At 63.1% G+C, this 18,453-nt stretch carries 17 protein-coding genes; 10 read left to right on the top strand and 7 right to left on the bottom strand.

All coding sequences use genetic code 11. The features are described 5' to 3' along the window. Positions 1-112: 112 nt before the first annotated feature. From ACSSVQ_RS16625 to ACSSVQ_RS16605, 5 genes are all read right to left on the bottom strand, one after another. Complete coding sequence (locus tag ACSSVQ_RS16625; RefSeq protein ID WP_454184424.1) at positions 113-3,637, bottom strand: hypothetical protein; 3,525 nt, start codon at positions 3,635-3,637, stop codon at positions 113-115. A 161-nt stretch (positions 3,638-3,798) separates the two neighbouring features. Continuing rightward, positions 3,799-4,581 (bottom strand): MotE family protein, encoded by a 783-nt coding sequence (locus tag ACSSVQ_RS16620; RefSeq protein WP_454184423.1) that lies wholly within the window; start codon positions 4,579-4,581, stop codon positions 3,799-3,801. Positions 4,582-4,698: 117 nt separating this feature from the next. Next, the gene (locus ACSSVQ_RS16615; RefSeq protein WP_454184422.1) at positions 4,699-5,190 is read right to left on the bottom strand and encodes a DUF6468 domain-containing protein; all 492 of its coding nucleotides are present in this window, start codon (positions 5,188-5,190) and stop codon (positions 4,699-4,701) included. Beyond that, positions 5,187-6,278, bottom strand: a complete 1,092-nt coding sequence (gene fliM, locus ACSSVQ_RS16610) for a flagellar motor switch protein FliM (protein WP_454184715.1) — start codon at positions 6,276-6,278, stop codon at positions 5,187-5,189. The genes ACSSVQ_RS16615 and fliM overlap by 4 nt, the downstream gene beginning before the upstream one ends. 39 nt (positions 6,279-6,317) lie before the next feature. After that, positions 6,318-6,815, bottom strand: coding sequence for a flagellar basal body-associated FliL family protein (locus ACSSVQ_RS16605; protein WP_454184421.1), 498 nt, complete (start codon positions 6,813-6,815; stop codon positions 6,318-6,320). A gap of 331 nt (positions 6,816-7,146) precedes the next feature. On the opposite strand from ACSSVQ_RS16605, the gene flgF reads away from it, so the two are divergent. The 4 genes from flgF to flgH are packed head-to-tail and all read left to right on the top strand — an operon-like array spanning position 7,147 to position 10,515. Then, positions 7,147-7,878, top strand: a complete 732-nt coding sequence (gene flgF / locus ACSSVQ_RS16600) for a flagellar basal-body rod protein FlgF (RefSeq protein ID WP_454184420.1) — start codon at positions 7,147-7,149, stop codon at positions 7,876-7,878. Between the two features lie 38 nt (positions 7,879-7,916). After that, the gene (gene flgG, locus ACSSVQ_RS16595) at positions 7,917-8,702 is read left to right on the top strand and encodes a flagellar basal-body rod protein FlgG (RefSeq protein WP_293328514.1); all 786 of its coding nucleotides are present in this window, start codon (positions 7,917-7,919) and stop codon (positions 8,700-8,702) included. 12 nt (positions 8,703-8,714) lie between these two features. Continuing rightward, positions 8,715-9,713, top strand: coding sequence for a flagellar basal body P-ring formation chaperone FlgA (gene flgA / locus ACSSVQ_RS16590; protein ID WP_454184419.1), 999 nt, complete (start codon positions 8,715-8,717; stop codon positions 9,711-9,713). A gap of 49 nt (positions 9,714-9,762) precedes the next feature. Continuing rightward, positions 9,763-10,515 (top strand): flagellar basal body L-ring protein FlgH, encoded by a 753-nt coding sequence (flgH, locus tag ACSSVQ_RS16585; protein ID WP_454184418.1) that lies wholly within the window; start codon positions 9,763-9,765, stop codon positions 10,513-10,515. A gap of 110 nt (positions 10,516-10,625) precedes the next feature. On the opposite strand, the gene dksA is transcribed toward flgH, so the two are convergent. Together dksA and ACSSVQ_RS16575 are read right to left on the bottom strand one after the other, a co-directional pair. After that, positions 10,626-11,042: an RNA polymerase-binding protein DksA gene (gene dksA, locus ACSSVQ_RS16580; RefSeq protein WP_293328511.1), complete on the bottom strand. Its 417-nt coding sequence runs from the start codon at positions 11,040-11,042 to the stop codon at positions 10,626-10,628. A 173-nt stretch (positions 11,043-11,215) separates the two neighbouring features. Then, a complete protein-coding gene (locus ACSSVQ_RS16575) occupies positions 11,216-11,653 on the bottom strand; it encodes a flagellar assembly protein FliX (protein ID WP_454184417.1) in 438 nt (145 codons plus the stop codon). Positions 11,654-11,937: 284 nt separating this feature from the next. Here ACSSVQ_RS16575 and ACSSVQ_RS16570 point away from each other — a divergent pair, with 284 nt between their 5' ends. The 6 genes from ACSSVQ_RS16570 (at position 11,938) to ACSSVQ_RS16545 (ending at position 18,378) form a co-directional block, all read left to right on the top strand. Beyond that, a complete protein-coding gene (locus tag ACSSVQ_RS16570; RefSeq protein WP_454184416.1) occupies positions 11,938-13,074 on the top strand; it encodes a flagellar basal body P-ring protein FlgI in 1,137 nt (378 codons plus the stop codon). After that, positions 13,074-13,403, top strand: coding sequence for a rod-binding protein (locus ACSSVQ_RS16565; RefSeq protein ID WP_293328509.1), 330 nt, complete (start codon positions 13,074-13,076; stop codon positions 13,401-13,403). The genes ACSSVQ_RS16570 and ACSSVQ_RS16565 overlap by 1 nt, the downstream gene beginning before the upstream one ends. Further along, complete coding sequence (locus ACSSVQ_RS16560) at positions 13,400-13,864, top strand: hypothetical protein (protein ID WP_293328508.1); 465 nt, start codon at positions 13,400-13,402, stop codon at positions 13,862-13,864. Before ACSSVQ_RS16565 ends, ACSSVQ_RS16560 begins: the two co-directional genes overlap by 4 nt. Positions 13,865-13,958: 94 nt before the next feature. Continuing rightward, on the top strand, positions 13,959-15,596 hold the full coding sequence (locus ACSSVQ_RS16555) for a tetratricopeptide repeat protein (protein WP_454184415.1): 1,638 nt from the start codon (positions 13,959-13,961) through the stop codon (positions 15,594-15,596). A 298-nt stretch (positions 15,597-15,894) separates the two neighbouring features. Beyond that, positions 15,895-17,091, top strand: a complete 1,197-nt coding sequence (locus tag ACSSVQ_RS16550; RefSeq protein WP_454184414.1) for a flagellin N-terminal helical domain-containing protein — start codon at positions 15,895-15,897, stop codon at positions 17,089-17,091. Positions 17,092-17,259: 168 nt separating this feature from the next. After that, positions 17,260-18,378, top strand: coding sequence for a flagellin N-terminal helical domain-containing protein (locus ACSSVQ_RS16545; RefSeq protein WP_293328505.1), 1,119 nt, complete (start codon positions 17,260-17,262; stop codon positions 18,376-18,378). The last annotated feature ends 75 nt before the right edge of the window (positions 18,379-18,453 follow it).

Below are 18,453 nucleotides of genomic sequence, written 5' to 3'. Positions count from 1 at the left end.
TGGAACCGGCTTAGTTTTGTAATGTTATAACATTACACTTCTAACGCAAGGCCCACCCCGCGGTCCGGCGCCGCCACCCACCGTCAAATGAGGAAAGTCTGGATAGGCCGTTCTAGTTCAGCACCGCATCCGTCGGGGTGCCCTTGCCAAGCGAGGCGAGGAACTTGTCCAGCGTATTGACCGAGGCAATGCGGCGCACCGCATCGCGGAAGGCACCGCCACTGCCGGCGCCGATGGGATCGGACACGGCGGCAAAGGCGCTCGCATCCGGGCTTTGCTGCATCTTCTCGCCGAACTTCTTGCGAAGGCGGCCGAGCCCGTCCTCATCCTGCGCCATGGAATAGGCGATCGCGGCGCGCATCACCTCGAAGCGCGTCTCCGCGTCCAGCGCGCCGTCGTTCTTCCAGCTGTCGCCAAGCTCCGCCTCCAGGGCGGCGCCCGCGTCGGGCCAGCGCGCCGAATCCCACAGCACGTCGCAGCGCAGGAGAGCCGCTTTCCGGTTTTTCATCTGCGCCAGCAGGTCCAGCGCATTGTCATATTGATGAAGGTCGGCGAGCGTGCGCGCCTCCAGAAGACGGCGCTGTTCCTGCAGCGCGGCGGGAAGCTGCACCTGCCGCGTTTCGCGCAGCGCATGGAGCGCGGCCTTGGGCTTCTGGTCGAGCAGATAGATGCCCGCCAGCCGCGCGGCGACCTGTGCCTTGGCCACCCCGCCATGAAGGCGGTTTTCGATCTGATAGTCGAGCAACTGCGCCGCCTGCGGCAGCAGATCCACTTCCACCAGGCGGTCGGCAAGATGGCGGATCATCTCGTCGCCCTTCTGCCCCACCGGCGTCAATTGCTGGAAATTGTAATAGAAGGCGAGCGCCTTCACCGGCGGCATCTCCTTGCCGCCGCCCGAGATGAAGTAATTCGCAAACACATCGGACATCCGCCCGGCCAGCACATGCGCCGCATCGCTATGCGGGAAATTGAGCGACACCGTCCGCATCAGCTCCAGCGCCGCCTGAATATTGCCCTGTCGCAGACGGATATTCGCCAGCGCCCGCAACACCGAAAGCTCCAACTCGCCGCCCCGCCACGCCATGCGCAGTTTTTCAAGCTCGGCGGCAAAACCCTTGTCGTCCATCTCGCCGCTGCGATGTTTCAGATCGGCGAGCCGGAAACGCGCTTCGGCCTGCACCGGCGGATAGCCGGTTTCCTCGGCCTGATCGTAAAGGATTTTCGCATCCTCGGGCTGCCCCTGCGCCTCGGCAAGCCGCGCCTGAACGATAAGCGTCCGGGCCAGATCCTTCTTGTCATGACCGGGATTGGGCATGGCGCGAACCATGCGCTTGGCAAAATCGAGGTCGCCGGTTTCCAGCCCCGCCATCGCCGCGTCGATGCGGAAATCGAGGGCCATGTCACGCCCCGTATTGTCGACCGTGTTACCCGCCAGCGCGAAGGCGCTGCGCGCCCTTTCCCATTCGCCGCGCCCTGCCCGCGCAGCGCCCCGCCAGCCTGCCGCGTAAGGATCGCTGTCGAGACCGTGCCCGTTGAGGTCCTCGAGCGCCTCCGAATAATGACGCGCAAGCACGCCCGCCGCGCCGCGCAATGCTCTGTAGGAGGCCGAATTGATGGAAGACGGCTCGGCCTTGACCGCCGAGGCAAGAGCGGCCAGCGCTTCCTGCCCCAGCTCGTTTCCAACCAGATAGCGGGCATAGTCGAGCCATGCCTCGCCCACATCGCTAAACCCTGCGCGCGCAATGCGGTCCTGATAATACTGCTTGCCCGCCATGAAGCCTTTACCGGCCTCGGCGGGCGCCTTGGCCCATGTCTCGATATCCATTCGTCCCGGCAGGGAGCGCCCGGCCTGCCTGTCGGCATTGCCGTCGGCCAGCGCCATGCGGTCGCCGCGGTCAACCGGCATATCCGCCGACAGTGTCAGCCCCTCCTTGCGCGACACCACGACCGATTGCGGCGCGACGGCCACATTCACATCGTCGGCAATCGGCACGACGCCCACGCCCTGCACGGATTGCAGGATTCGAAACTCGATAAAGCTACGCGGCGTTTGAACGCCCTGCACCGGCGCTTCCGCCGTGACGGCGATCGCCTTCTGCTGGGTGAGCGGATCGGTTATACGGATCACGCGATGCGCGGAAGCAAGGCCCAGCGACACCACGCCCCTGCCGTCATCCTGCCAGCTTCGCGAAACCGGAACGGCGCCGCCGGCGCTGGTCAGCGTCTCGCCAATGCTGATCCGCCAGTCGCGCCCTTCCGCATTGGCGCCGATGAGCATGGGTCCGTTCAGCTTGGCGGCAAAGGCAATGCCTTGCGGCAGCTCGACGCTGCGCCATTTCCCGATGCGCGCCGCGCCGTCTTCCGGCAGCGAGGAAAGATCGAATTCGGCCTTCCGGTCGAAAACGACCCAGAGATCGCCCGCCCATTCGAAGACCGCCGCGCCCACTTCCTCCGGCCATGAAAAGATGAGATCGCTTGTCTCCGCTCCCGCATCGAGCGTGACGGCCACCCGGCCGTCATCGGCCCGCACGCCCTCTTTCGGCGGCGGCATGTCGCCAAGGCGGGACGCGTCGCCGGAACGGGAAGAAGCCGCTTCGCCGGTATGCTCGTCCGCAACCGAGTGTTTTTCGGCCTTCCCCTGCTCGGCCTTCCCCTGCTCGACACGGCTATGCCCGTGCTCATGCCCGGTCGCGGCCGCATCGCCTTCTGCAGCCGCGCCATCCGCCGCATCATGCGAAGGCAGGGCAGCGTCGGGAGCTTTCGTTTCGACATCGGCGTCAGCCGCCGGCGTAGCAAGATGATCGCCCTCGATATCGAGCACGATACTCAGCTCTTCGCGGAAGTCGCGCACCTTCGCCTTGTCCGCCACCGTCAATTGCACCACCAGCTTGCCTTGATGCTTGGCGGCCTCGATGTCTTTCAGATAGGGCGGCCGGTTCACGCGCAAGGGCGCAAGATCCACCCGCGCATCCCGGTCGAAGGTCAGCGTCACCTTGTTGCCGCGTCGCGCCACGGCATAGAGAACGGGCTGGTTCCAGTCGAACACCAGCCGCGTCATCGCATTGGCATGGACCGCGCGAACGCGCAGCACCGGATCGGGCGCCGTGGGCACATCGATACCGGCCTTGGCAGCCGCTTCCTTGGCGGCTTCCGCTTCCTGCTTCGCCTTTTTCGCGGCGGCCAGACGCGCAAGCACGTCCTTCGGCAAGTCCGGTGCCGGGCCCGCCCATTGCGGCGGAATGAGATCGACATAAAGGGAATGCTCGGCAACGCGCGTATTGACCCAGAAATCGGTGGTCAGCGCCAGGCGCAGCGTCTTGCCGGCGGCGTCCTCTCGGGCCTGCGCCACGTAGCGCGGCATTTCCCGGGAAAAGGTCTTGAGACCGACGCTAACGGGCCGCTCGAAAGAGAGCACCAGCACGCCCGCGACCGTCTTTTGCGTATAGGCCGGAACGTCACCCTGAAAGGCGAAGACCATCCGGCCATAGCCGTTTTCTTCCTTGAGCGAAAGGCGCGGCGTATCGGCGGCCCGGGCGGCACTCGAGACGAACGACAGCGCAACGACCAGCGCGGCCGCCATCGCAGCGTGCCACCTGGCGCCGTTCAACCCGTTCCAGAAATGCCGGATGCCGATCACGCGCTTCCCACCCGATTCCGTCGCCCTGCCTGCCCCGGCCTTGCTTGTCCGTAGGCGAAGCGTTTGAAATTACCCAGTCTTGAAAGCTAAACGCTTACGGTTAAGCGCTCTTTAAATGCGATGCCCGTTTCAAGCCCAACGCCGAAAGAACGCCGAACACCTCAGGAGTTGGAATTCAGCGGCGTAACCGACGCGGCGGGCAGCGTGCGCGAAGGCATCCCCCCGCCCTTGATATCTGGCATGTTGTCGCCCGTCGCCAGCTCCACCGTCAGTTCCTGCGCCGCCACGGGGTCCATCTGCGAGAGCACGCTTGCCACCTTCCGCGGCGACATGCGCTTCACCACATCGAGCAGCACACCCATATCGAGCCGCTCGAAGATCCGCGCCGCATCCTTCGGCTTCATGCTTTCATACATTTTCACGACCGATGCCAGACGTTCCTCGGACTGCTTGTCCTTCCGTTCGATCGTCTTGTCGATATCGGCCTGGATCTGCTTCAACTCGGCCACGCGGTCCTGAAGACGCTTCTCCGTCGCCTCGACAAGCTGCTCGCGCATGTCGAGCGCCTTGGCGCGCCGCTGCAGTTCCTCGCGCCGCTTCGACAGGCTTTCGAGAACCGCGATCTCCGATTTGGAAAGACCGTTGGCGCCGCCGTCGATCCCCGTCGCGTCAGCCGCATCGGCTGTCTTTTCGGCCATGGCGGTCTCATCGCTCCGGGCCGCCTCGGCTGCATGATCGGCGTCGCTGTCTTCGCCCTTCGCCTCGCCCGCATGCGCCTCTTTCGCAGGCTCCTTTGCCGGTGTCTGGGCAATGGCAGGCGATACATAGGCGAACTGTCCGCCCGGGCCGCCGGTCAGCTGCTCGCCGATATCGATGAGTTTCAGCCCCAGCAGAAGCGCCGCGGCCACCATCACCATTGGCAAAAGTCGAAGCCGGTCAAGCATGAGTCAGGTTCCTCACGGGCAGTTCCAGGTCAAGGCGCAACCGGGGTCGCCACCCGGACCTGTGGAAAATCAAAAGACACGGGTCGCCTCGTCGTTCCGGTAAAACGGCAAGGCGGTCTAGCGTGTCCGGCGCACGGCATCGACAAGCGGATGCGGCTCGCGCAGAACACGTTGTGTAGCGGGTGCGCCCTGCGCGCCGTCGCGGCGCTGCGGGGCCGTCTGCGGCTGCTGCGCCTGCTGGCGCGGCCCGGCAGCCGGTTTCGGCGCGGGCGCGGCGGCATGACGCCTGTCGATGCTCCGCCCCAGCCTGTCGGCAATCGAATTGCCCGAATTGATCATCAGGCCCAGTTCGTCGGCAAGCTCGCGCGCATCCTTCAGACGTCCGGTCAGCGCCGCGCCGGCCTGAGCATTGGCCGCCGTGAGGTCGTTGATCGCAGTCGCCGCTTGCCCCGTCGCCTTGTTCAGGTCGCGGATAAGATCGCGCAACCCGTCCTGGCCCGAGCGCAGCGCCTGCAACCGTTTGTTCAGCACCCAGCAATAGCCGATCGTCGCGGCAAGAAACACGCAGACGACAGCTTCAAGCAGCAGTCCCGCAGGTACGCTATTCATTCTTTCGTCTCCGCCTCGGGCCGCTGGAGCGCGGCGTTTTGTTGAACGTCCTCGGTCGTTTCCGGCACCGGGGCCGCCGTCCTCTTATGCTTTCGCATCGCCTTTTCGATATTCACGGCGATCCGGTTGCCGACACGGCCCATGTGACCGCGCCCGATCACCGCCTGGCCGCAACGCATATCGACGAAACCGTCGGGCGAATTGTTGAGCATGAGAGTCTGACCGACCTCGAATTTCATGACATCGCGCAGCGACATGCGCTGCTCGTCGAGCACGGCGTCGAGCTGCACTTTGGTCGACCAGAGTTCGGTCGCCAGATGTTCTTCCCAGATGCTGTCGCGGCCGAACTTCTCGCCCATATACATCTGCAACAGCAGTTCGCGGATGGGTTCGAGCGTCGCATAGGGCAGCAGCATTTCCATGCGCCCGCCGCGATCTTCCATGTCCACGCGCAGCTTGACCAGAATGGCCGCATTGGCCGGACGCGCAATCGCAGCGAAACGCGGATTGGTTTCCATCCGGTCGAGTTCCATCGTGATCGGCGACAGCGGCTCGAAAGCCGCCTGCACGTCCTGCAGCACGACCTCGATCATGCGCTGAACGAGGTTGAGTTCGATCGTCGTATAGGGCCGCCCCTCGATCCGCATGGCCGCGGTGCCGCGGCGGCCGCCCAGCAGCACGTCGACCACCGAATAGATCAGGTTGGAATCGACGGTAAACATGCCGAAATTGTCCCACTCCTTCGCGCGGAACACGCTCAGGATCGCCGGCAGCGGGATCGAATTGAGATAATCGCCGAAGCGGATCGACGACACATTATCGAGCGAAACCTCGACATTGTCGGAGGTGAAATTACGAAGCGAGATCGTCATCAGCCGGACGAGCCGGTCGAAAACGATTTCGAGCATCGGCAGGCGCTCATAGGAGACAAGCGCCGAATTGACGATCGCCTGAATGCCCGTGCGTTCGTCGGCCACCTCTTCCTCGACTTCGAAGCCGAGAAGGTTGTCGATTTCGTCCTGGTTCAGCACGCGCTCGGACGTGCCATCGGCATCCTCCTGCGTCTCGTCCAGGGTCTTGTCTTCCATGTCTTGCAGATCGGCGTCGGCCATGAGAATTCGGTCCGCTTACTGAACGATGATTTCCTTGAACAGGATGTCTTTGACCACGGGCGGCTGAATCGCCAGATTCAGGCGCCGCAGAAGCTCTTCCTTCAGGCGCATCATCGCCGCCGAGCCCTCGAGGTCTTCGGGACGGAGCTGCCTGAGATAGGTCTGAAAACCGTCCAGAACCCGGGGAAGCTGCTGATCGACGATCTTGCTTGCTTCCTGGTTTTCAAGCTGCAGCGACACTCGCATCTTCAGGTAGCGCTGCGGCGGCGGACCGCTCAGATTGGATAGAAAATCGGGAAGGTCGTAGAAAACAGGTGCGACCGCCACCTTCTCTTCCGTCGGGGCGCCGGAGCCCCCCAGCATGCCCGTGAACCAGGCTCCTGCGCCCCCGACGACGAGCAACACCGCAACGAGCCCCCCGACAAGCACAAGCTTGTTGGGTCCCGATTTCTTTTCAGATTTATCGGAGACGCCTTCCACTTCAGTGGACGGATCGACATCTGTCGCGGTCATAGCCCCACCTCTTTTTTGCCCGCGTCATGAAGCGTCCTGCCCAGGACATGTGCTTCACGACAAATCGATCATCGTGGAGTTTAGTTAACGAAGAGTTTTTCAGACCGGCTTCCCTTCATGGATGCGCGTACGCACCCGCGCGAATCCTTATATAGGCGCGCCGGAAAAGCGGCAGATATTGCCGGGTAAAGCCTTCCTCAAGCAAATCCCGCCGCCGGCGCGAAAAACCCAACCCACTGATTTCATTGAATTATCCGTCTGGCACAGCGCCTGCACATGGAAGCCCGGGATCGAAGCGAAAACCGGACAGCCACCCTAGGACGACTGCACCATGGAAAACGCACTGCTCATCGGATTGTCGAGACAGATGGCCATGCAACGGAACATGTCCATCATCGCGAACAACCTCGCGAACATGAACACCAATGGCTACAAGTCGGAATCCATGCTGTTCGACGAATACGTCATGCCGGTCGCGACCGAGGACGCCCCCGACAAGTCGCTCTCCTTCGTTCAGGACATCGGCCTCAACCGCGATCTGGCCGACGGCAAGCTGGAACCGACCGGCAACCCGATGGACGCCGCCATTTCCGGCAAGGGCTATTTCAAGGTCCAGACCGATGCAGGCATCCGCTACACCCGCAACGGCCATTTCTCGCTCGATGCGCAGGGCCGGCTTGTCGATGTCTCCGGCAATCCCGTGCTCGACGACAATGGTTCGGTCATCACCTTCCGCCCCGACGAAGAGGACATCTCCATCGCGCGCGACGGCACGATTTCGACCGATCAGGGACAGCGCGGCAAGCTCGGCCTCGTCGAATTCGACAATGAGCGCCTGCTGAAGGCGGCGGGCGGCACACTCTACACCACCGACCAGCCGGAAGTACCCGTCGAAAAGCCGCATGTCGTGCAGGGCGCGCTGGAAGGCTCCAACGTCAACGCCATCCTCCAGATGACGAACATGATCGATGTCACCCGCTCCTATGCGAGTGCCCAGAAACTCGTCGACAGCGCCGACCAGATGCGCCGCGACGCCATATCCAAACTCGGCCAGGCCGCCTGAAGCGCCGCCGCGGAATTTTGAGAAAGAGGATCTAGAACATGCAGTCCCTCAGCATCGCAGCCACCGGCATGATGGCCCAGCAGCTCAACGTCGAGGTCATCTCGAACAACATCGCGAATATGAGCACCACGGGCTTCAAGCGTCAGCGCGCCGAGTTCCAGGACCTGCTCTACCAGAACCTGCGCCGCGTCGGCACCAACTCGTCGGACAGCGGCACGGTGGTGCCCGCCGGCATTCAGGTCGGTCTCGGCGTCAAGACGGGCTCCGTCTACCGCATCATGTCGCAGGGCGGCTACCAGAACACCGGGAACGATCTCGATGTCGCCATTCAGGGCCGGGGCTTCTTCCATGTGCAGATGCCCAGCGGCGAAGACGCCTATACCCGCGCGGGCTCCTTCCAGCTTTCCCCCGACGGGCAGATCGTGACCGCCGACGGCTACACCGTGGCCCCCGGCATCACCATCCCGCAGGATGCGACCGACGTCACCATCTCCAGCGACGGACAGGTCCAGGCCAAGATCCCCGGCCAGACCGACCCGCAGATCGTCGGCACGCTGGAACTTGCTACCTTCCAGAACGAGTCCGGCCTCGACCCGATGGGCAACAACCTCTTCCAGGAAACCACGGCAAGCGGCGCGGCGACGCTGGGCAATCCCGACGACACCGGTTTCGGCTCGCTGCAGCAGCGCTTTCTGGAAACCTCGAATGTGAACGCGGTGAACGAAATCACCTCGCTCATCACCGCCCAGCGCGCCTATGAGATGAACGCCAAGATCATCTCCGCCTCGGACGAAATGATGTCCGTCACCTCGAACGTGAAGTAAGGAGCGAGACCGATGATCCGCACTCTTCTCGCCTCCCTTCGCACCGTCGCGCTCGGCCTTCTGCTTGTCGCGGGCGGCGCCGCGCCGCTTGCCGCCGCCGAGCTTCATCCAGCCGTCACCGTGTCGCAGGACGTGGTGACGCTGGGCGATCTCTTCGACGATGCCGGCCAGGCTGCCGATGTCGTCATCGCCCAGGCGCCCGCGCCCGGTCTTGCCGGTCAGCTTTCCGTCTCGCGCATTTCGCTTGCCGCGCGGCGCAACGGTATCGACTGGCACAATCATGCAGGCCTCACCCATGTCGTGATCGCCCGCGCAGGCGTTCAGGTGCCCGAAACCGAGATCGCCGCTTCCATCGCCAACGCCGTGACGGCGCGTTCACCCTCGCTCAGCGACCCGTCTTCCCTTCAGGTGGATTTCGCGCAAGGCCTGTCCGGCATCCAGGTGGCGGACGGCGCGCCCCTCACGGTAAAGGTCGAACAGCTTGCCTGGAACAACCGAAACGGCACCTTCGCCGCCGCCATCCGCGCCCCCGCCGACGATGCGCTCGCCCCGCTGCGCCGCGTGTCCGGCCGCGCCTATCCGGTGCGCGACGTGCCCGTGCTGTCGCGCGACATGACGCCGGGCGAGGTCGTGAGAGCCCGCGACATCGAATGGGTGAAGCTCCCCGCCAGCCGCGTCGCCGGCAACATCATCGGCTCAGAAAACCAGCTCAAGGGCATGTCGCCGCGCCGTCCGGTGCGCGCGGGCGCGCCGCTGCGCCTGTCCGACATGGAGCCGCCCGTCCTCGTCAGCAAGGGCTCACAGGTGGACGTCATCTACAAGACCGGCGCCCTGACGCTCACCGCCCGCGGCCGCGCGCTTGAAGACGGCGCCATCGGCGATGTCGTCCGTATCATGAATATCCGTTCCAACCGCACCATCGAAGGCACGGTATCCGCGCCGAACACGATCAGCATCGACGCATCCTCCCCCGCCCAGGCATCGCTTGGCGGCGGCGCGGCCAAGGGCTGATCTCCGCGATTACCATTCGGCACCGGACCCAAAGTTAAAGGCTGTTTCCATGACCCCGCGTTCTCTCGTCAAATTCTCCGCCTTCGCCCTGCTCGGCGCCCTGCTTGCCGGCTGCAGCGCCGTGGACCGCATCGAGAATATCGGCCAGGCCCCCGCCCTCGCGCCGGTCGGCGCAGGGTTGACCGCCGAGGTAAACCAGCGCGTGGGCATGCCCATGCCGCAGCCGGAAAAGATCACCTATCAGCCCAATTCGCTCTGGCGCTCCGGCTCCCGCGCCTTCTTCCGCGATCAGCGCGCCAGCCGCGTGGGCGACATTCTCACCGTCAAGATCGACATTGCCGACAGCGCCAAGGTGGACAACACCTCCAAGCGCAGCCGCGACAATTCAGAAGACGCCAATCTCAGCAATTTCATGGGCCTGGAAAGCAATCTGAAGCACGTCCTGCCCGACGCCGTGGACCCGACGAAACTGGTCGGCGCGGGCAGCAAGAGCTCCAGCGCCGGTTCCGGTTCCGTCAACCGCAAGGAATCCATCGCCCTCACCATCGCCGCGGTCGTGACCCAGACGCTGCCCAACGGCAATCTCGTCATTGCGGGCCGTCAGGAAGTGCGCGTGAACAACGAGGTGCGCGAACTCACCGTTCAGGGCGTGGTGCGGCCGGAGGATATCTCCAACACCAACACCATCGAACACACCCAGATCGCCGAGGCCCGGATTTCCTATGGCGGCCGCGGCCAGATCACCGATGTGCAGCAGCCGCGCTACGGCCAGCAGCTCTACGACATCCTGATGCCGTTCTGAGGATCGCCCGGCGCATCCTCCAGCCAGGCTGACCCAACAAAAAACGCGGCCCTCCATGCGGGGGCCGCGTTCTTTCGTCCGGTTTCACCGACCGCAATCGGTTGCCGCAATTAATCGTCGCGATAGACCTTTTCCCGCCGCTCGTGGCGTTCCTGCGCCTCGATCGACAAGGTGGCGATGGGGCGCGCGTCCAGCCGCTTCAGGCTGATCGGCTCTCCCGTCTCCTCGCAATATCCGTAGGTCCCGTCCTCGAGCCGGCGCAGCGCCGCATCGATCTTGGAGATCAGCTTGCGCTGCCGGTCGCGCGTCCGCAGTTCGAGCGAGCGTTCCGTTTCGCTCGAGGCGCGGTCCGCGATATCCGGATGGTTGGAAGAATCGTCCTGAAGATGCTGCAGCGTCTCGCGGTTTTCCTTCAGGATGTCGTCTTTCCACTTCTCCAGCTTGAGACGGAAATATTCCTTCTGCCGTTTGTTCATAAACGGCTCATCGTCCGATGGCGTATAGCCTTTGGGTAAACGCACTGCCATACCGACGGTCACTCCCTCAAACGAGCCCTAACCAAGCGCGGCGGAGTATATGGAGAGACCCTACGATTCTCAACTGCGCAGTCAGTGATTCGCCGATGAAATATCCGTGAAAATTCAACTGACGCAATGACTTGGCAAAAGGCCAAATTGCCGCAAAAAGCAGCAAAATCAGCTCAGTTTTCGGGATAATTGCCGAATTTGGCCAGTTCCACCCGCGCCCGAAGCTCGATCTGGTCGAGAACGTCCTGGAGGTTCGGATCGGCCACATGGCCTTTCTTGCGCCCGACCACGCCCAGAAGACGGGTCAGCCGGTTGACCGGCATCTTGCCCGAGAGCAGGTCGATCTTCACCTGATCCAGAATATCGAGCATGTCCTCGGCGCGTTCCATGGCGCGGCGCGGTGCGCCCAGCGCATCGTCCGCCGCCTCGGCGCCCTGAAGAGCCAGCAGCGCATCGACCGCGCCGATGGATGCCGGCGCACTCAGGCCCGCGCTCGCGCGCGCCTGCCCTGTTTCGCCGATGGAAAAGCTGGAACCCGCGCCCGACGCCGCCGAACCGGCGGATCGCTTGCCTTGCGTTCCCGATGTGCTCTTTGTCTGCCCGATTTTCATCATGGCCCCCAACTGCGCTCACCCATGCGCTTTATGACTATGGAGAATGGATCGCGAGGCTTAAGGCGGGGTTAAATCCGCCCCCTCTCCCGGCAGTTTTTGCCGCCCGAGGCCGGAAAGCGCTGCCGCCCGGCACCGCGGAGCCCGCCCTGCGCTATGCGCCGCCCGCCATCGAAAGCGAGTAAATTCAATGGCTTACAGAACGCCGGAAGCCCTGATCGGCTTTGGCACGGCATTCGCTAGATAGGGGCAGGATCGCTGGCGAAAAACGAGTACCCCCTCTCATGTTCCGCATTCTCTTTTCTTCCCATCGCATTGCCGCGGCTTTTGCCGCCCTTGCCTGCCTGCTGGCCATGATCGTCATGCCGGCGCAGGGCGCCTCGCGCATCAAGGACATCGTCGATGTGGAAGGTATTCGCGACAACATGCTGGTCGGTTACGGCCTCGTTGTCGGCCTCAACGGCACCGGCGACACGCTGCGCAACGCTCCCTTCACCCAGCAAAGCCTGATCGGCATGCTCGAACGGCTCGGCGTCAACACGCGCGGCACCGCGCTCAAGACCGACAATGTGGCCGCCGTGATGGTGTCGGCAAACCTGCCGCCTTTCGCGCCGCAGGGCACTCGCATCGACGTGACCGTCAGCGCCCTTGGCGATGCCACCAATCTGCAAGGCGGCGTCCTGCTGGTGACCCCGCTCATGGGCGCCGACGGTCAGGTTTATGCCGTCGCGCAAGGATCGCTCGCCACCGGCGGCTTTGCCGCGCAGGGCCAGGCGGCCTCCGTGGTGCGCGGCGTGCCCACCAATGGCCGTATCGCCAATGGCGCCATCGTCGAAAAGGAAATCGATTTCAAGCTGTCGGATATGAAGACGCTGCGCCTGGCGCTGCGCAATCCGGACCTGACGACCGCCCAGCGCGTTTCCGCCGCCATCAATGCCTATCTCGGCGGGGATGCGGCCAAGGCCGACAACCCCACCACCATCGACCTCAGGATTCCGCCGAAATTCCGCGACGACGTGGTCGGCCTGCTGACCGAAATCGAGCAACTCCGTGTCGAGCCCGATGCGCCCGCGCGTGTCGTGATCGACGAAAGCTCCGGCGTCATCGTGATGGGTCAGGACGTGCGCGTCAGCCGCGTGGCCATCGCCCAGGGCAATCTGACGATCTCCGTGCAGGAAACGCCGCAGGTTAGCCAGCCCAACCCCTTCGCCAACAAGGGCCAGACCGTCGTCGTACCGCGCACCAATGTGCAGGTGGACGAGCAGAAAGACCGCAAGCTCGGTATCCTCGACGGCTCGATCTCCCTTGCCGAGCTGGTAGACGGGCTCAATGCGCTGGGTGTCAGCCCGCGCGACATGATCACCATTCTGCAGGCGATCAAGTCCGCCGGCGCGCTGCAGGCCGAAATCGAGGTGATGTGATGGACATGACCGCCCTTCCCTCCGGCGCCTTCCAGTCCGCCTATGTGCATGTCGGCGGCGCGCAGCACGCCGCCAACACACCGCAGGGCAAGGACCCGAAAGCCTGGGCCGCGGCGCAGGACTTCGAGTCCCAGTTCCTCTCCAGCATGTTCCAGTCGATGTTCAAGGGCGTGAAAACGGACGAGACATTCGGCGGCGGACAGGGCGAGGAAATGTTCCGCTCCCTGCTGGTGGACCAGTACAGCCAGGAAATGACCAAATCCGGCGGCATCGGCCTTGCCGACACCGTCTATTCGGAAATCATCAAGCTTCAGGAGCAACACCAATGAGCGCCGAGCGCCGCACTCCCGCCGAGCAACTCCCGCCTGCTGAACTTGCCGAGCGCCTGCTCCGCCTGACGACGAGCCTCACCTCGATCCTGACGCGCGAAACCGAGGCCCTGCAGGCCCGCAAGATCGGCGCTTTGGGCGAATTGCAGGCCGAGAAGATCCGCGTGGCCAACGACTACGCCATGGACAGCCAGGCCGTACGCCAGCGCACCGCGCTCATCGACCGCGCGCCCTCGGAAAAGATCAACGAGCTGAAAGCGGCCATGCATGATCTCGACGAGACGCTGCGCCGAAACGAAGAGACCCTGCTCGCCACGAAATCGGTCTCCGACCGGCTGATCCACGCGGTTGCGGAAGGGGTCAGCCGCCAGAAGGCGCCGGCGGGCGGATATGGCGAGAATGCCGCCATTCGCCAGACCCGCGCACGCGACAATTCCATCGCCTTCGACGAGCGCGCCTGATCCGCCCGACCGGGCTTAACCATGCGCTAACCAAGTTTCGGCCATTTTCCATGGCGTTGGGCACCGGCGTCGGCCGGATTGAACGAGGGTGGGCATGGCGTTCGAAATCGAAATCGCAACGGATCCGGTAATTTCCATCGAGGCCACCAGCCTCCGGCAAAAGCTGGATCTGGCAGCGGACGCGGTAAAAGCCTGCGACCCGCTGAAGGCCATCCAGTATCTGGATGCCGTGCTGGCCGAGAAGCCCGACACGCATCAGGCACGCCTGGTCATGGCGCAGGCACTGACCCTGCTCGATGAGACCGAAGAAGCCTGCAAACATCTCGAAAAGGCATCCCGGCGCGCCGGACAGGACCTGCAGAAACAGTTCGAGGTCGCGCTCGCCTTTGCCGAATGCGGCGAGAAGAAACGCGCCGAAGAGATCTATCGCAAACTGATGCGCAAGGAGCCGCGGATCGCGTCTGCGCGGATCAACCTCGCCTCGATCCTCGACGAGCGCGGCGAAACGCAGGCCGCCGTCGATCTCGTCTCCGAAGTCATCGAGATGTTTCCCGACAATGCCGAGGCTTACAGCAATCTTGGCCGCTATCTGGCCAATGCCGCCATGTTCGACGAGTCGGAGGCCTGCTATCGACGCGCCCTGATGCTGAAGCCGGACCTGATCCAGGCCGCCGTCAATCTGGGCTCGATGCTTCAGAACGCCGGACGCACGCAAGAGGCGATCCAGCTTTATCAGCAGGCGCTGTCCGTCACGCCTCACAATGCCAAAATCCTCTGGAACCTCGCCCTCGCCCTGCTCGCCACCGGCGATATAGAGAATGGCTGGGATCTTTACGGCTACGGTTTCGAATCCGGCACGCGCACACCGCTGCGCCCCTTCCCCGGTCTCATCTGGAAAGACGAAGACCTCGCGGGCAAGACGATTTTCCTCTGGCGCGAACAGGGTTTGGGCGACGATTTCCGCTTTTCCACCGTCTATCACGACATCGTGGAGCGCGCAGGCCATGTCATCATCGAAACCGATCCGCGCGTGGTGCCGCTCTATCAGCGCACATGGCCCGGCGCGACCGTGCGGGCAGAAACGCGCCTTGCATCGGGCTTTGAAAATTACGGCGACATCGATTTCGACCTGACCGCGCCGGCCGCCATGCCGTCCATTCATCTTCGCCGCAGCCTGGACGCATTCCCGAAAAATCCGCCCCGGCTCGTCGCCTGCCCCGAAAAACGGGCCCGGGCGCGCGACTGGCTCTCTTCTCTGGGCCCGCGGCCCAAGATCGGCATCACCTGGCGCTCGGGTATCTCGAACGCGCTGCGCGATCTCTATGCCACGCAGCTTTCCGACTGGAAGCCGCTTCTGGACGACGACCGCTTCGACATTGTGAGCCTTCAATATTCGAAACCCGAGGAAGAGCTCGCCAAAGCAAGGCGTAACCTCGGCATCACGATCCACGAAATGCCCGGCCTCGACACCCATGACGACCTTGAAGGCGTGGCCGCGCTTCTGTGCGAACTCGATCTCACGGTCGGATCATGGAACGCGGCGACCGAAATGGCCGGCGCGCTGGGAGCCAACGCCCTCGTCTTCGCCCCGATCGAGAATGCCAACCAGCTCGGCACGGGCAGCCTGCCCTGGTATCCCTCCCTCACCGTTTACCCTCAGGCGCCCTTCTGGGACCGCGAGGCCCTGGTTTCCCTGTTCCGCCAGGAAGCGGCAAAGCGCCTGATCGGCTGAGCATTTCCTGCCTGCCGACCGGCAAACTTTGCCGCGGGCCGCGCATCAATTGCCGCCCACGGGGCCCTCAAAAACACTCAACCGATTGTTTTTATTGAAAAAATGGATATGGCACGGCTTGTGCGATATAGCTTGCCAGTAGTGACGCGGCGTGGAATCTGGCGCTCGGAAGCGTGAGAAGCCACAGCGGAGAAGGAAAGATCCAGATCCGTTTACGCTGAATTAAGCATTAATTCCGAGTATAGCCGCTGTGCCGTGATGATACGACGAGCCGGCAAAACCCTAGAGGTAGATGACAATGGCTGATGTGGTTCTTTCCGGAGCGATCCGCTCCAATCTGCTCAGCATGCAGAACACGCAGAAGATGCTTTCGGAGACGAACCTTCGTCTCTCGACCGGCCTGAAGGTGAATAGCGCGATCGACAACCCGACCGCCTATTTCACGGCACAGGGCCTGAACAACCGCGCCTCCGATCTGAACACCCTGCTCGATAGCATGGGGCAATCCATTCAGACGCTGAAGGCCGCCGATCAGGGCATCACATCGATCCAGAAACTTGTCGAAAGCCTGAAGGCAACGGCGAACCAGGCGCTGGAAACCAAGATCAGCGCGACCACGCTGACCGGCAAGGCGTCCACCGATGTCGTCGGCACCGGTACCACGGCGTCCGGCGCAACCAACACGCTGACCGATACGTCCCGCGGCTTCACCTCGGGTGAGACGATCACGCTCACGGTCGGCGAAAAGACTTTCGACTACGCCATTACCGCCTCGAGCGACATCAAGGCGCTTGTCGATGCGATCAACACCGATGCGGGCAGCGACCTGACGGGCGAAGGCGTCACCGCCTCCATCGAGGACGGCCAGATTCATCTGGAAGCCGCCTCGGGCCGCGCGGTCGCCGTCACGACGGACTCCGCCGACAATACCGCGCTCTCCAAACTGCTCGGCACGAAGACGTCCTCGTCCAACGGCGTGAACCGCGACAAATACGAAACGGACTTCAACAATCTGCGCGACCAGATCAAGCAGTTGGCGGACGATGCGAGCTATAAGGGCGTCAACCTGCTCAAGGGCGATATGCTGAGCGTCTTCTTCAATGAAGATCAAAGCAGCAAGATGGATATTCAGGGCGTCCAGCTGACGCCGGACGGTCTTCTGAACATCTCCACGGTTGGCGCATCGGACGGCAATCACGAGTTCGAAACCGACGCCAACATCAGTGATCTGATCAATGGCCTGAACTCCACCACGGATGTTCTGCGCCAGCAGGCCTCCACCTTCGGCGGCAATCTGGGTGTGGTGGAAATCCGCCAGGACTTCACCAAGAACCTCGTGGACACGCTGCAGACCGGCGCCTCCAACCTGACGCTGGCCGACACGAATGAAGAAGGCGCCAAGCTGCTCGCCCTTCAGACGCGCCAGCAGTTGGGCACCACGGCGCTCTCGCTGGCCAACCAGGCCGAACAGGGTGTGCTGCGCCTCTTCGGTTAACCCGAAAATTACCACGACGAAATCAGGCGGGGCCTCGTGCCCCGCTTTTTTTGTGTCCATGACTGAAATCGCAGTTCTGTTTACTGGCTCTTAAGAGGCCCGCCCCTATCGTCCATTCAGAGCTCAGGACGAGCTTTTGACGATCATTCCTAGGAAAGGAAATCTAAAATGGGTGGTATTGCTCTTTCTGCTTCGGTTCGTCAGAACCTTCTCTCCCTCCAGAACACGGCCGACATGATGGCGCAGACGTCTTCGCGTCTGTCCACCGGTAAGAAGGTCAACAGCGCTCTCGACAACCCGCAGTCGTTCTTCACGGCTCAGGGCCTGTCCAACCGCGCCTCCGACCTGACGGCTCTTCAGGACTCCACGAAGCTCGCGGTACAGACGCTGAAGTCTGCCGACCAGGGCCTCACCTCGATCCAGAAGCTGGTCGACCAGGCCAAGTCCACCGCCAACCAGGCTCTTCAGGCCAAGGCGACGGCGACGACGCTGACCTCTTCTTCGGTCACCGCGCATGACTTCAGCACGTCTGCCGGTACCAATGAAGCGCTCGACATCATCGTGGGCGGCGCGACGGCGGCCACGGTCACCATCTCGGCCAACATCACCGATGCCGGCGACCTCAAGACCGTGCTCGACACGGCTGGCGTCACGGGCCTGTCGGTCACCGACAATGGCGACGGCACGCTGGGCTTCTCGCTCGCAAGCGGCGAAGATCTCTCCTTCGGTGCGGCCGCCGCCACGTCGCTGGGCATCAACTCCGACAGCTCGACCAATGGCGAAACGGTGACGGAAGCCCGCGCGAGCTACGAGACGGACTACAACAGCCTGCGCACGCAGATCGACCAGCTGGCGACCGATGCGAGCTTCAACGGTGTCAACCTGCTCAATGGCGACAACCTGACCGTGAAGTTCAACGAGGACGGCTCGTCCAAACTCGACATCACGGGCGTGAGCTACAACTCGACGGGCCTCGGCATCAACACGGCCGACTTCTCGAGCGACGCCAAGGTTGCGAGCGCCGTGTCGGAGCTGAACGCGGCGACGAACACGCTCCGCGCTCAGTCCTCGACTTTCGGTGGCAACCTCTCGGTCGTGCAGAACCGCCAGGACTTCACGTCGAACTTGATCAACATCCTGGACTCCGGTGCCGGCGACCTGACGCTTGCCGACACCAACGAGGAAGGTGCGAACATGCTGGCCCTGCAGACCCGCCAGTCTCTGTCCACCACCTCGCTGTCGATGGCCAACCAGGCCGACCAGGCAGTGCTCTCCTTCCTCCGCTAAGGGGAGGCCGGGTACCGGTTTTAGTACGGAGTACGGTATCGAGTATTGGACGGGGGCTTCGGCCCCCGTCTTTTT

The organism is Parvibaculum sp. MBR-TMA-1.3b-4.2 (assembly GCF_053628815.1).
The sequence above is the reverse complement of the archived record's forward strand: the minus strand, read 5'-3'. Positions and strand labels throughout refer to the sequence as shown.